Source organism: Streptomyces tanashiensis, assembly GCF_014648895.1.
Lineage (GTDB): Bacteria > Actinomycetota > Actinomycetes > Streptomycetales > Streptomycetaceae > Streptomyces > Streptomyces tanashiensis.
In genome coordinates, this window is the sequence record NZ_BMRZ01000016.1 from 1 (window position 1) to 14,346 (window position 14,346).

Genomic DNA, 14,346 nt, shown 5'->3' on the forward strand with positions numbered 1-14,346 from the left:
TGAGGGCGCAGATCAGTTCGGGCTTGTGATGCGCGTCCTTGTAGTTGCGGTGGGGTGCGTCGATGGGGACCTCGGCGGCTTCCTCCGCGGCGAATCCGGCCTGCGCCTGGGCGAGGTCGGGGTGTACCTGAAGGGAGAGCGGGGCACCGGCGGCGAGGACCTTGAGGAGAAAGGGCAGGCGCGGACCGAAGGTGCCGACGGTCGCGGCGCCCAGCTCGCGCGCGGGATCGGCGTCGATGACCTCGTTGAGAGGTCCGCGTGCCGTGAGGGACGGAGCGCCAGGGTGGGAACCCATCCATATCTCGGCCTGCGGCTCGCCGGTGGGGGCGGTGCCGACAAGATCCGCGATGGCGGTTGTGGAGCCCCAGGGGTAGGGGCGAATGGTGTTGTCGAGGAGGTCCATCGAGCGTTTCAGCTTTCCACGAGGGGCTCAGCAACGCGAGGAGGTGCGGTGCGATGAGGCGCAGAGGACCGAACCCGGCCACACCGGCCGGCGGCCCGGGGCGACGACGGTGTTCCGGGTGGTATCCGACCTGGTGACGCCGGGGGAGGCGCAGGCGAGCCGTCGGTGGGCCCGCGGACACCTGCCCGTAGGGACCTCCGAGCCGGCATACGCGACGCGCGCGCCGGGGGTGCCGGCGCGCGCGACCTCGGTGCGGTTACTTGGTGAGTGCAGCCAGCTTGGGGTCGTTGGCGTAGGCCTCGGCCACGTTGGCCTTGGTCACGATCACCGGCGGAAGCAGGTAGGCCGGGACGACCTTGACACCGTTGTTGTACGACTTGGTGTCATTGACCTGCGGCGCAGAGCCCTCCTGCAGCGCCTTGACCATGTTGATGGTCTCCGCGACCAGCTTGCGGGTGTCCTTGTTGATCGTGGAGTACTGCTGGCCGGCCACGATGGACTTGACCGACTCGACCTCGGAGTCCTGGCCGGTGACGATCGGCAGCGGCTTGCCGGCGCCCTTGATCGAGGTGAGGATCGCTCGGGCGAGGGTGTCGTTCGGCGAGAGGACGCCGTCGAGGGTCTTGCCGCCGTTGTAGGTGGAGGTCAGCAGGGAGTCCATGCGCTGCTGGGCGTTCTCGGCCTTCCAGCCCTGGATGGCGGTCTGCTTGACCGTGTTCTGGCCGGAGCCGACCACGACGTCGCCCTTGTCGATGAGCGGCTTGAGGACGTCCATCGCACCGTTGAAGAACACCGCGGAGTTGTTGTCGTCCGGCGAGCCGGAGAACAGCTCGATGGTCCACGGCCCCTTCGGCTTCTTGGCCTTCATGCCCTCCAGCAGCGCCTTGCCCTGCAGCTGACCGACCTCGAAGTTGTCGTACGCGATGTAGTAGTCCACGTCCGCGGTGTTGGTGATGAGCCGGTCATAGGCGATGACGGTCGCACCCGACTCCTTGGCCTGCTTCACCTGGGTCGCGAGCTGCGCGGCGTCCGTAGCGCCGATCACGATGACCTTCGCGCCCTTGGTGACCATGGCGGATATCTGGGCCTGCTGGTCGGCGACGGTGGTCGAGGCCCCCGCGTACTGGACGTCGGCCTTGAAGCCCGCCTCCTTGAGCCCGTTGACGAACAGGTCACCGGCGAGGACCCAGTTCTCCGAGGTCTTGGACGGCATCGCGACACCGATGAGGGAGTCGGCCGCGAAGCCCTTGGCGGAGGCCGCGCCGCCGCCCTGGCCATCGCGCTCGTTGGAACAGGCGGTGGCGCCGAGGGCCAGCATGGTCACGGCACCGACCGCGACTGCCTTCATGAAGAGGTTGCGCATGGTGGATTCCTTTTTCGTGGCTATCGCGGGAGGTGAGTCCAGCGGGGAGGTGTCCGCCTACTAGACGGAGGTCTTGCGGTGAGTCAGCGGGCGGACGGGGAGCCGGTCGCTGTCGCTGGGTGAATCAGGCCGTTCGGCCGCGGGCGATGACCCCTGGCGGCGGAACGGACGTGTGAGGGAGCCGATGACCGAGAAGCGGCCCTGGCTCTTGTTGTAGACGTCGAGTGCGACGGCGAGCAGCAGCACGAGGCCCTTGATGATCTGCACCAGGTCGACGCCGACTCCCATGAGCTGCAGACCGTTGTTGAGCAGCGCCATGACCAGGCCGCCGACGATCGAGCCGCCGATGGTGCCCAGGCCGCCGGAGACAGCCGCCCCGCCGATGAACACCGCCGCGATCGCGTCGAGTTCCCAGCTCAGCCCGTCCTGCGGACCGGAGGCCGCCGAGCGGGCCACGAAGATCATGCCGGCCAGGGCGGAGAGGATGCCCATGTTCGTCATGACGAGGAAGTTGACCCGCTTGAGCTTCACGCCGGACAGCTCGGCCGCGCGTGCGTTGCCGCCCACCGCGTAGATGCTCCGGCCGCCGACGGTGTTGCGGGTGTAGAAGGAGTAAGCCAGCACCAGGACGATCAGGATGATGCCCGACACCGGCAGGCTCGTCCCCACGCGACCGCCGGCGAAGCGCAGCGTGGCGAAGGCGATGACGCCCACCATCAGGGCCAGGCGCACACCGGAGATCCACAGGGGCGCGTTCTGTGTGCCCATCTCCCGTCGAGTGCTCCGGGCACGCGATTCCCGCCACACCACGGCGACACAGGCGATGACGCCCAGCAACAGCGTCAGGTTGTTGTAGCCGGTGCTGGGGCCGACCTCGGGCAGGTAGCCCGCACCGATCTCGCGGAAGCCCTCGGGGACCGGGACGGTGTCGGCGTTGCCGATGAACTGGTTGCCGCCGCGGAACACCAGCATGCCCGCCAGCGTGACGATGAACGCCGGGACGCCGACGTAGGCCACCCAGAACCCGTGCCAGGCCCCGATCACCGCGCCGACCGCCAGGCCGAGCAGGATCGCCAGCGGCCACGGCAGGTCGAGGTTCTGCATCGACTTCGCGACCACGATCCCGGTGAACGCCGCGATGGAGCCGACCGAGAGGTCGATGTGCCCCGCGACGATCACCATCAGCATCCCGATGGCGAGGATGAGGATGTAGGAGTACTGACTGACGACCGCGATGAGATTGCCCGATGTCAGCGTGAGCCCGTCGGTCAGGACCTGGAACAGGAGGATGATCGCCACCAGGGTGAAGATCATGCCGAACTGCCGGCTGACGGAGGCACTGCCTCCGAAGAGGTTCTTCTTGACTTCTTGGAATCCGCTCATGACACCGGCATCTTCCTGGTAGTGGTCATCTGGGTCATCAGGCGTTCGGGGTCGACGTCGGCGCGTGCCACCTCGCCCGTGATGGTCCCCTCGAACATCGTGTAGATCCGGTCGCACAGACCGATCAGCTCGGGCAGTTCCGAGGAGATGACGACGACCCCTCGGCCCTGCGCGGCGAGCCGCTGGATGATTCCGTAGATCTCGAACTTCGCGCCGACGTCGATCCCGCGGGTCGGTTCGTCGAGGATCAGCAGGTCGGGGTCCGTGAACATCCACTTGGCTAGGACAACCTTCTGCTGGTTGCCGCCGGAGAGCTTGGCGACACCCTCATCGACCGAGGGCGTCTTGATCCGCAGGTCCCGGCGGTACCCCTCGGCTGTGCGGTACTCGGCGACCTGGTCGATCACACCGCGCCGCGCGATCTTTGCGGGCTTGGCCGCCACGACGGAGGTCTTGATGTCGTCGAGGAGGTTGAGACCGATCGCCTTGCGATCTTCGCTGACGTAGGCCAGACCGTGCTTGATCGCGTCGGAGACCGACTTCACCTGTATCTCCACGCCGTTCTTGTAGATGCGGCCTCCCAGCCACACCCCGTAGGACCGGCCGAACAGGCTCATCGCGAGTTCGGAGCGACCGGACCCCATCAGTCCTGCGAAGCCGACGACCTCGCCGCGGCGCACGGTGAAGTTGGACCCCTTGCACACCAGTCGCTCGGAGGAGATCGGGTGGCGCACCGTCCAGTCGCGGACCTCGAAGAGCACCTCGCCTATGTCGGGCGTGTGGTCGGGGAAGCGGCTGCTGAGCTCGCGTCCCACCATGCCGCGAACGATCCGGGCCTCGTTGACCCCGTCGGCCCGCACGTCGAGCGTCTCGATGGTCCGGCCGTCGCGCAGGATCGTGATGGAGTCGGCGATCGCCTCGATCTCGTTGAGCTTGTGCGAGATGATGATCGAGGTGATGCCCTGTCGCTTGAACTCGCGCAGCAGGTCGAGAAGGTGCCGGGAGTCGGCCTCGTTGAGCGCGGCGGTCGGCTCGTCGAGGATCAGCAGTTTCACGTCCTTCGCGAACGCCTTGGCGATCTCGACGAGCTGCTGCTTGCCGACGCCGATGTCCATGATGAGCGTGTCGGGGTCCTCTTTGAGGCCCACCTGCTCCATGAGTTCCAGGGCGCGGCGCTGGGCGACCTTCCAGTCGATGGCCCCGCGCTTGCGCGGCTCATTGCCGAGGAAGATGTTCTCGGTGATCGACATGCCGGGCACGAGGGCCAGTTCCTGGTGGATGATGACGATGCCGGCGTCCTCGCTTGCCCGGATGCCCCTGAAGCGGACCTCGTGGCCGCCGTAGAAGATCTCGCCGCCGTAGGTGCCGTGCTGGTGCACCCCGCTGAGCACCTTCATCAGCGTCGACTTCCCGGCGCCGTTCTCCCCGCAGATCGCGTGGATCTCGCCTGCGCGCACGACCAGGTCGACCCCAGCTAGGGCGGTCACGCCCGGGAAGGACTTTGTGATCGAGCGCATCTCGAGCAAGGCCGGGGCGGCGCTCATGACAGGAGCTCCGCTCCGCGCTGCCGGCCGGGACGGGGCCGAATCGGTCCCAGCGAGATAAAGGGTGGTGTTGGCATCGATTTCTCCCAGATCCTCTCCCGCATCCGGACCGCGGTGGGTGGGGTGACACATCCACTGCTCGGGCCTCATGTGCTGCGGGGTGTTGCTTGTGGCGAGACTGTAAATCCAATTGTTTTACTTAGTCAACGCCCTGGTGCACAATGTCGTCAGCGGTAGATCAGGGAGGCCTCCATGCGGCGAGCGGGAACGAATTTGCCCAAAGTCGGGCGTTATAACCAGGCGGTAGTGCTGGAGCAGATCCAGAGAGCCGATGGCATCAGCAGGCTGGAGATCGCCCAGAAGACCGGCCTGACCCCGCAGACCGTGTCCGGGATCGTCCGACGGCTGATCGACGAGGGGACCGTGCGGGAGGACGGGGCGAGCCGGGTGAGCAGCGCCGGGAAGCCTCGCACCACCTTGCGGATCAACGCCGAGGCGGGCAGCGCCGTGGGCGTGCACTTCGATCCGGCCGAACTCGCGTGTGTCGTGGTGGACCTGCTCGGCCGGCCGCTGGCCAGCAAAAGGGTCCCGACACCGGCCGGCGCGGTTCCGGCCGACGTCGTCGAGGCGATGGCGGACCTGGTCGAGGACGTGCTGACGGAGGCGGCCGTGCCCCGTGAGCTCGTCCTCGGCCTCGGGCTGGCCAGCCCTGGCCCGATCGACCAGGAACACGGCATGGTGGTCGCGCCGCCACAACTGGCACACTGGGCCAGGGTCCCGATCAAGCAGATGCTCAGCAAGGCCACCGGTCTTGCCGTGACTCTGGACAACGACTCCAACGCCGCGGCGATCGGCGAACGGTGGTCGGGTGCCGGCCGAAGCGCCGCGAACCTCGCGTACTTCTTCATCGGTACCGGCATCGGTGGCGGGCTGGTCCTCAACCACCACGTCCACCGTGGCGGGTCGTTCAACGCCGCGGAGTTCGGTCACATGTCCGTCGTGCAGGACGGTCTGCAGTGCTACTGCGGGAACCGGGGCTGCCTTGAGACCCTCGTGAGCCCGGCCGCGATCGTCGTCGAAACGCAGCGCAGGCTCCTCGCGGGCGTGGAGAGTTCGCTGACCGAGCGATTCCGCGCCGACCCCACCTCGGTCGACCGCGCCGCCGTTCGTGACGCTTTGGCCGCCGGTGACCCGTTGGTCACCGCCGTTTTCGATCAAGCGGCGCAGTACGTCGCCACCGCGGTCGTGAACGTCGTCAACGTGACCGACGTCGACCTGGTCGTCTTCGGCGGCCACGGCATCCGCCAGGTCGGAGAGCTCTACGTCGATGCCGCCCGGGAAGCCGTCGCCACCAGGGTGATGTCCCGTCACATCCGAGTCGTCGACGTGATGTTGTCCCCGCTCGGCGCCGACGCCGCCGTCGTGGGCGCCGCGGCCCTCGTTCTCCACACCACCTATTCGCCGCAATTGTCGGCACTCCTCTCGGACTGAACACGTCAGCTCGGACTGGCCGCAACAGAAAGGACCCTCCATGGACCAGGAAGCCGTGCTCGCGGTGGACATCGGGGGCACAAAGATCGGTGCGGGCCTCGTAGACGCGAAGGGCCAGGTGCACCGGCACGCCGAGGTCCCCACCCCCGCCACCGGTGCCCTGCTCGACGACGCGCTGTGGCGGCTGCTCACCTCAGTGCTGGACGGCGCGAAACCCCGGGCCGTGGGACTGGCGTGCGCAGGGCCGGTGGATCCGCCGCGCGGCACGGTGAGCCCGGTGAACATCCCGGCCTGGCGGGACTTCCCGCTCGTGAACCTGGTCCGCGACATCGTGCCCGGTGTACATGTCGGACTCGTGGGTGACGCCATCGCGGCCGCGCTGGGCGAGCACTGGCTCGGTGCGGGACAGGGGGCGAACGCGATGCTCGGCATCGTCGTGTCCACCGGCATCGGCGGAGGCCTCGTACTCAACGGGATGGCGTACCCGGGTCCCAGCGGCAACGCCGGCCACATCGGCCACGTGGTGGTCGACCCGGCCGGCCCGCTCTGCGTGTGCGGTGCGGCCGGCTGCGTCGAGGCGTACGCCAGTGGCCCGTCCATGGTCCGCTGGGCCCGCGAGCGGGGCTGGACCGGATCCGACGCCCGTGCCCTCGCCGCCGACGCGGCGGACGGCCAGGTCGTGGCCGTGGCTGCGTTCGACCGCGGCACGCAGGCTCTGGCGCGCGCGATCATCGACACCGCGACGCTGTGTGACGTCGACCGGGTCGTGATCGGTGGTGGAGTGGCGGCCGCGGGCGCGGTGCTGTTCGAACCTCTGCGGCAGCACCTGGCACGCTCGGCCTCCCTGAGTTTCGTACGGCGCGTGACCGTGGAACCGTTCGCGATGGGACGGCACGGCGGTCTGCTCGGTGCCGCGCGCACCGCATTTCTCGCGTCGGAGGTCGACACGGTGGTGTGCCGATGACGGGCGCCGCCATGTGGCGCACAGCGGGTGCACCTACCCGATGTGCGCGCGGCCCCGCGCCGACGAGATAGTGCGGAACGGTTCGGTTCCCCCGGCGGGCGGCCCGTGGGGCTCCGGCAAGGCTGGGGCCTCGCGGGCGCCTCCTCGGCTTTCACCTTTCGGTACGTCGTTCGGCCCCTCTGGCCGCGAGCAGGGCCGCCTATGGCGGAAGGCCGCGGGACCAGGGACGCGCAGGGAGCATGTGATCGGTATTGCGCGGCATAGGACACGAGGGAAGCGGCTGCTGGGGTCATCGGAACTCCCTGAAGCGTGGGCAATGCCTCCAAGCTCCCCGGTACCCGCGCCGCGCACATCCGTAGGACTACCTACTCCCTACCTGGACACCCTTCGTCGGGTAGGGGCGTGCCCGGCCAGGGGTCTCAGGCTCCTTCGCCCCCCCTGGCCGCCGGCTGGGGTGGTTCAGCCAGTCGGCCCACCGCAGACCCGCTGTTGCCTTCTGACCCTGCCCGCAGGGCGCCCTGCCTGCGGCTATGCGTGATGGCTCGCAGGCTCCGATTCCTCGTTTCAGGAGACCGACGCGCGACGACGTCGACCTCGGGCCCCCTCAGCTCCTGCCGTGTCGGGTGGCCCATGCGGCGACGTGGGCACGGGAGGTCAAGCCGAGCTTCGTGAGGACGTGGTCGACGTGCCCTTCGACGGTGCGCGGGGAGATCACCAGCTTCGCGGCGATCTGCTTGTTGGACATGCCTTGTGCGACCAACTCCGCGACCTGCTGTTCGCGGGGGGTCAGCGGATTGGGCTCGGCCGGTGCGGTGCCGGCCTCGGCGGCAGGCGCGGGTTCCTCCTCGGCGCCGAGTGCGTAGTCGACCGCGTCGTCGAGGTCGAAGGCGAAGCCCCGGGCCACCCTCGCCTCGAACACGGCTTCTCCGAGTCCCTGCTTGATCTGCGAGGTGGCGGTGTCGACGAGGGCGGACTCGGCGTCGTTGACGAACTCGGAAATGCCGAACACCCGGGAGATCCGTCGGCGTGCTCCGAGCAGGACGGCAGCGCGTGCGACATCGCCGGCAGCCGCTGTTGAGCACAACAAGATCCCTAGAGCGGTCGACAGGCCGAGCGGGTTGTTGAACTCGCGCGCGATCCTCATGGCCTTGCGCGTGTACGTGATCGCGGAGGTGTTCTCACCGGCGCCGTACTCGGCAACGGCCCTACCGATCAGTGCCCAGGACAGGTTGAATCGCTCACCGAACTCGACATTGCAGCGCTGCGCCTGCTCGAAGGCGGAGACCGCCTCGTCGTAGTCGCCTGATATCGCGTGCGCGACGGTCAGAATGGTGAGCGAGGCTACGCGCTCGCGACCTCCGGCGTACTCCGGGCAGGCAAGGGCCTCCCTCTCGTGGCCGATCGTCGCGACGAAGTCGCCGCGGGCCAGCGCCAGCTCCGCACCGACAGCGAGAGCACGTGCGTGGAGCAGAGGATCGTGCAGCCGACGTGCCAGCGTCAGGCCTTCCTCCCGGGCAGCCTCCCCGGCAGCGAGGTCACTCTGCTGGGCACAGATCGAGGCGAGGTTCCGCAGGGACGTGGCGCGTGCCGGTGTCGGCTCCCCGTTCGCGGCCAGGGCACGCTCCAGCCACGCCCGCCCCTCGGCCATTTGGCCGGTGCCGTGCCAGTACTGCAGGAGGGCGGCGGTGAACCTGAGTCCGGCGTGTTCCTCACCTGGTGTGGAGAGGCAGTACTCCATGGCGGCGCGCAGGTTCCGGTAGTCGCGGCGCAGACGGCGTGACCACGACAGCTGGTCGGGTCCGTACCACTGGGCTGCCATCTGCTCGGCGAGCTGGAGGTACCAGTCGCGGTGGCGGCGGACCAGTGCTGCTTCTTGGCCTGTGTCGCGCAGCCGGGTGCGTCCGTACTGGGCCAGGGTCTCGAGCAGCCGGTACTGCGCCTGCCCGAGATGTTCCTCCTGGACGAGGACCGATTTGTCCAGCAGCCCGGCGACCAGCGTCATGACCGTCTCGGGGGGCAGGTCCTCGCCGGAGCAGACTCCTTCGGCCGCGTCGAGGGAGAACCAGCCGGCGAAGACCGAGACGCGTGCCCACAGCAGCTGCTCCTGCGGCGAGCAGAGCTCGTAGCTCCAGTCGATTGCCGCCTCAAGGCTGCGGTGGCGGGCCGGTGCCGTGCGGTCGGGGGTGTGCAGGGAGCCGATGCGCTCCTCGAAGCCCTTCACGAGCTGTCCCGGGGTGAACATCCGGGTCTGGACCGCGGCCAGCTCGATGGCCAGCGGCAGGCCGTCCAGCCGGCGGCACAGCCGCGCCACGTCGGGCCAGACCTCCCTGGCCAGAGGGGCCCCACGGACCGCGGCGGCTCGTTCCGCGAACAGCACCAGCGCCGGGTACTCAGGGGTTCCGGGCGAGCTGCGGGCGAACTCCTCGTCGGAGTCCGGATCCGAGGCCGGGACGGACAGTGGTGGCACCCGCCACGTGTGCTCACCGGTGACCCACAACCGTTCGCGGCTCGTCGCGAGCACCCGTACCTGCGGAGCCTGGCGGATGACGGAGTTGATGAGTGCCGCGCACTCTTCGACGACCTGCTCGCAGTTGTCGAAGACCAGCAGTACCTGCCGCTCATGCAGGAAGCCCGTGACGATCTCTGCCGGATCACGGTCTGACTGGTCGTGGATCTCCAGGGCCTCCACCACGACGGAGCCCAGTGCCGACCGATCCGACACCGAGGAAAGGTCGAGGAACCACACCCCGTCCGAGAACGCCCGACGAAGTTCTGTCGCCACACGCATCGCCAGCCGTGTCTTGCCGACACCGCCGACGCCCGTCAGGGTCACCACTCGGGCCTCGGACAGCGCGGCTCTGACCGTGTCGATCTCCTGTCGCCGCCCCACGAAGCTCGTCAACTCGACAGGCAGGCCGGCGCCACCCCAGCGGGTTCGGACGGGAGTGGCCATATTCGGAACGTTAAGTCGGCTCAGCAGACACGTCAAAAGGATCGGCCGGCGCCTGCCTCGGGCCGGCTGCTGGTGTGTCGGACTGCTGGAAAGTCGGATCGGTCTTCGCGGCCGGATCGTCCGGCGTGACTGCTGGCCTGCGTGACGTGCAGGACTAGGATAGAATCCTCCTCCCTCAGGCCTGAAGTGTGCCGGCGTAGGGGCGAGAACCGCTCTGCCGGACGAGTCGTCCTCGGGCCCGATGGCCGTCCTTCGCCTGACGCGACTACTCGGCCTTCCTGGCGTCACCGGCTATCACCTCCAGGGTGGTGGCGGGGCTGCCGCCGGAGGTCATCGCAGTGCCTATGTTTCGCTTGATGCTGTCGCTCACCACGGCCCACGAGTTCTTGCCGACGGGGGGCAGCTCCGAGGCCGGCAGCTCCTCCAGGAACTTCCTCAGGTCTTCGTGCTCGACATCCGCTTTCATCTGCTCGGTCACCGTCACGGTGACGGGCAGCAGATTGTTGCGAGTCGCGAATTCCCTTACGTTCTCGTCCTTGAAGACGAAGTTGAGGAAGGTGCCCAGTTCCTTGCGGAGCCCGTTCCGCTTGAACGCCATCATCCAGTCGACCGCCGCGGGTGCCGGAGTGCTCTCGCCGCTGCGACTCGGCACAGGTGCTACACCGACTCTGATCCCTGCAGCCTTCGCAGCCTGCAGCAAGGAGGGATGCCCGTTGACCATGCCCGCCTCGCCACGCAGGAACGCCGCGTAGGCGTCCCTGCGGTTGAGCTTGTTCACCGGGACGGGACCGGTGAGCCCCTCCGCGACGAGGTTCTCCCTCAGCCATTTCAAGCTGTTGAGGTTGTTCTTCGAATTGATTGCGTACGACCCGGTGGAGTTGGTGTATCCGCCTTCGCCTCCCAGCATCCAGGCCATCGCCTCGATCTCCGCCTCCTCGGGTCCCAGCGGCACGGCTATCGGGTACGAGACGCGCGTGCGGGTGTTCAGCTTCTGCGCCGCCGCCTTCAGCTCGTCCCAGGTCTTCGGGGGGTTGCGGATGCCTGCCTCTGCGAACAGATCCTCGTTGTAGAAGAGGAGCCTCGTCGAGGCCGTGAACGGCATGGCGTACTGGGTCCCGTCGTGTTCTCCCGCGATGGCGAACGAGCGTACGAAGTTCGACTGCACGGGGATGGAGACCAGGCTGTCGACGGAATAGAGATCGCCTCGCTCTGCGAAGTCGGCGTACGACTTCAGCTGCGCCAGGTCCGGCGCCTGTCCTGCCTTGGCCATGGCGGCGACTTTGCCGTCCACGTAGTCCCAGGGCTCGACGTCCACCTTGACCTTGATGTCGGGATGCGCGGCCTCGAATGCGGTGATCAGATCGTTCCAGTACTGCTCGGTGTTGTCGGACTGGCCCCTCACCTCGTAATCGGCCACCACCAACCGCAGGGTGACTCCGTCGACGTACTCGTCGGTGCAGCCTGCGGTGGAGACGGAGAGAAGCAGTGCGGTGGTGGCCGCTGTCAGGATATGGCGGTGCCTCGGCACGGTGTTACCACCTTCTTGTATGCGGGAACTGACGGCAGAATGGGCCGCCTCGCCGCCGGATGTGGAGGAGGCGGGAAGCTCGTGGTGCGACGTGACGGATCCGATCAGCACGGAGGAGAGCCCGGACGACAGGGCGACGGGCACGGTGGCGATGATTGAGCGGGCGAACAGCGGTGAGGCCACGGAGTTCTCCGTAGGCCCGCCGCGTCACTGATTCGGGACCCAAGTGAGGGGTGTGGTGACCCGCATCTTGGAACTGCGCCGGACGGTCTACGAGGTCATCGCCGGCCGCAATGGCGATCTCGCACGCTTGTCGACAGACCGCGTACGTCCCTGGTGTGGGCGCTCGCTCCACCCCAAGTCGGCGTCCGCGCAGTCGGGTTGGAGACCCCGGCGGTCAGCGAGCATAGCACCGGGTTCCGCTTGCCGTGGCGATCGGTTCATCGCATCGGATCCCTCGGCCGTTCCCACGCAATCATCGGTGCCGCCGCGGATGAATAGGTACCTGCCCGTATTGTTCCGCCGGCGGCCAGGTGCTCTTGTGGGACATGTCCAGCCCGTCCTTCAGGTCGGACCGAGGGTCTCACCGCAGGGAGTCGCCATGAACCGTCCTCCGTGCTCCCGGCCTCCGTAGGGTCGCTCGCCCTCGGGCTCCGGCAGCCCCTCGCCCGCCGTCCGACGGCGGTGCTCCTCAGCGACGGCCCGCGGTCGCCGTCCCGCCCTGACCGGCGCGGCCGTGGGCCGTCTTCCATGCCAAGACGGCTTCATCAAGGTGCGATCCCTTCCCTGTTCGTCGCTGATGAACGATTCCGCATCAGAGTGTTGACTCTGTAAAACAATTGGATTTACAGTCCTCGTCACCGGAGCGGCCGCAGTGCAGGAAGGCTCGCGATGGACGTGGACCGCCTGGGCTGTGGCCCCTGAGGCGGTCCAAGGACTTCGGGAGAAGTCGCGAGCTGGTCCCGGACTCCGTCCCCACTCAGAACTCCTCAGGTTCTCGACGTCACTACTGGTACGCCGCAGGCCGCAGCCACGGCGGCCGACACCAGTGCGATGCGTCGATCGCCCGAGGAAGCACACGGGCCGCCTGCCTTTCACCGCGTATCGGTGGCGGCCCCCTCGCACCGGTCCCCCTCGCCGGCGCGTCACCCCGGAAGGTCCAGCACCACACCCCCGCCTCACCAAACAAGGAGCCGCCATGTCCGGAATCAGCCGTCGTCACATCAACCGGGGCGCGCTGAGCGTCATCGGACTGTGTCTGGCCGCTACCGCGTTGCCCGCGGGAGCGAGCACCGTGCTCCTGGCCAGCCCCGCCAGCGCGGCGACCAGTACGGTTGTCCCGATCGACTTCTCCTCGCTGACCCAGCCCACCGACGCCATCTCCAACCAGGTCGCCACGGTCCTGCGCAACAGCAACAAGTTCGCGGTGACCACCTGGTGGGACACCACGAAGAACTTCGACGCGCAGACCGGCGCGTACCTGGACTTCGGCGGCACCGGTGAGAACAACATCCGCCCGGGGGCCGCGCAGGCCTTCGGTCTGGCGACCGCGCTGAGCATGGGCGTGTACTCGCCGACCCAGACCGGTGTGACCAAGGCTGCGGCAGAGGCGATGACGGTCAAGCTGATCAGCTCGCTGGCCTACCGGCACAAGGTCAACCTGGGCAGCACCGGCTGGGGCGACCACTGGCAGAGCGCACACTGGACGGCCTTCGCGGGCACCGCCGGCTGGCTCATGTGGGACAAGCTGTCCACCACGGACCGCGAGAATGTCCGCAAGATGGTGGAGTACGAGGCCAACCGCTACAACAACTACCAGCCCGGCTACTACCGCAACGCCGACGGCACCTACGCCTCCCCCGGCGACACCAAGGCCGAGGAAGTCGCCTGGAACAACACCGTCCTCGCCCTGGCTGCCTCGATGATGCCCGACCACGCCAACAAGGCGACCTGGATGAAGCAGGTCGTCGCGCTCTCGCTCAAGGCCAACTCCCGGCCCTCGGACGTTGGCACCGGCGCGGACGCGTGGAAGAGCGTCAACGGCTTCAAGCTCGGCAGCATGGCCGGCTCCAACGTCAACCAGGACGGCACCGTGGTCAACCACGACCTCGTCCACCCCGACTACATGGAGTCGTTCGCGATCAACCTCAGCGGCGCGCTCACGCTGGGCCTGTCCAAGCAGGACACCCCTTACGCCGTGCGCCGCAGCTACGACCGCATGTACGACGCCCTCGTCGACCTCAACTTCCCCGCCGGCACCATGCCCTACACCGACCCCAAGATGGCGGGCAAGACGTTCAGGGCGCCCGGCGGGAAGATCTACGCGGGCACCAACACCAACCCGACCGACAACAGCGACATCTACTACCCCATGGGCAACGACTGGGGAACCTCCCGACGCATGCAGTTCGCCACCATGGACGTCTTCGCCGACAGCTTCAAGGAAGACGGCCTCGCCAGCGTCAAGGGCGCCACATGGGCTGCCCAGCACCTCAACAAGGTTCAGAAGATGCAGGAAAGGTCCGCGGACCGACGCACCTACACCAGCGCGGGCGAGGACTACTACCCCGGCCGGGAAGAGTGGGTCTCGCACCACGCCGCCTGGGCCTACCTCGCCCGAGTCATCAGCTCCAACGGCATGTACAACGTCACCCAGGCCGCCTACTGACGGGACCCTCCGCCGCGACGACGGTCCGCTGGTTCTCCAGCGGACCGTC

At 67.8% G+C, this 14,346-nt stretch carries 9 protein-coding genes; 3 read left to right on the forward strand and 6 right to left on the reverse strand.

Going from position 1 to position 14,346, the window contains the following annotated elements; translation table 11 throughout:
- The 4 genes from IE237_RS32185 to mmsA all read right to left on the reverse strand — a co-directional run.
- The coding region (locus tag IE237_RS32185) for a type I phosphomannose isomerase catalytic subunit (protein WP_368858573.1) at window positions 1-403 on the reverse strand (403 nt) is incomplete at its 3' end.
- 256 nt (window positions 404-659) lie between these two features.
- A complete protein-coding gene (locus IE237_RS32190; protein ID WP_189805684.1) occupies window positions 660-1,766 on the reverse strand; it encodes a substrate-binding domain-containing protein in 1,107 nt (368 codons plus the stop codon).
- A 60-nt stretch (window positions 1,767-1,826) separates the two neighbouring features.
- Window positions 1,827-3,149, reverse strand: a complete 1,323-nt coding sequence (gene mmsB, locus IE237_RS32195; protein WP_189805685.1) for a multiple monosaccharide ABC transporter permease — start codon at window positions 3,147-3,149, stop codon at window positions 1,827-1,829.
- Complete coding sequence (gene mmsA / locus IE237_RS32200) at window positions 3,146-4,693, reverse strand: multiple monosaccharide ABC transporter ATP-binding protein (protein ID WP_189805686.1); 1,548 nt, start codon at window positions 4,691-4,693, stop codon at window positions 3,146-3,148. Before mmsA ends, mmsB begins: the two co-directional genes overlap by 4 nt.
- A 252-nt stretch (window positions 4,694-4,945) precedes the next feature.
- Between mmsA and IE237_RS32205 the strand changes: the two genes are divergently transcribed.
- Window positions 4,946-6,184, forward strand: coding sequence for an ROK family transcriptional regulator (locus tag IE237_RS32205; protein WP_189805687.1), 1,239 nt, complete (start codon window positions 4,946-4,948; stop codon window positions 6,182-6,184).
- 40 nt (window positions 6,185-6,224) lie between these two features.
- On the forward strand, window positions 6,225-7,148 hold the full coding sequence (locus IE237_RS32210; protein WP_189805688.1) for an ROK family protein: 924 nt from the start codon (window positions 6,225-6,227) through the stop codon (window positions 7,146-7,148).
- 604 nt (window positions 7,149-7,752) lie between these two features.
- Here the strand turns inward: IE237_RS32210 and IE237_RS32215 are convergent.
- Both IE237_RS32215 and IE237_RS32220 read right to left on the reverse strand, forming a co-directional pair.
- Window positions 7,753-10,101 carry an ATP-binding protein gene (locus IE237_RS32215; protein WP_189805689.1) on the reverse strand — a complete coding sequence of 783 codons (2,349 nt, stop codon included), beginning with the start codon at window positions 10,099-10,101 and terminating at the stop codon, window positions 7,753-7,755.
- A 265-nt stretch (window positions 10,102-10,366) separates the two neighbouring features.
- Window positions 10,367-11,812 (reverse strand): extracellular solute-binding protein, encoded by a 1,446-nt coding sequence (locus IE237_RS32220; RefSeq protein ID WP_229843033.1) that lies wholly within the window; start codon window positions 11,810-11,812, stop codon window positions 10,367-10,369.
- Between the two features lie 1,015 nt (window positions 11,813-12,827).
- Between IE237_RS32220 and IE237_RS32225 the strand changes: the two genes are divergently transcribed.
- Window positions 12,828-14,297, forward strand: coding sequence for a hypothetical protein (locus IE237_RS32225; RefSeq protein WP_189805690.1), 1,470 nt, complete (start codon window positions 12,828-12,830; stop codon window positions 14,295-14,297).
- The last annotated feature ends 49 nt before the right edge of the window (window positions 14,298-14,346 follow it).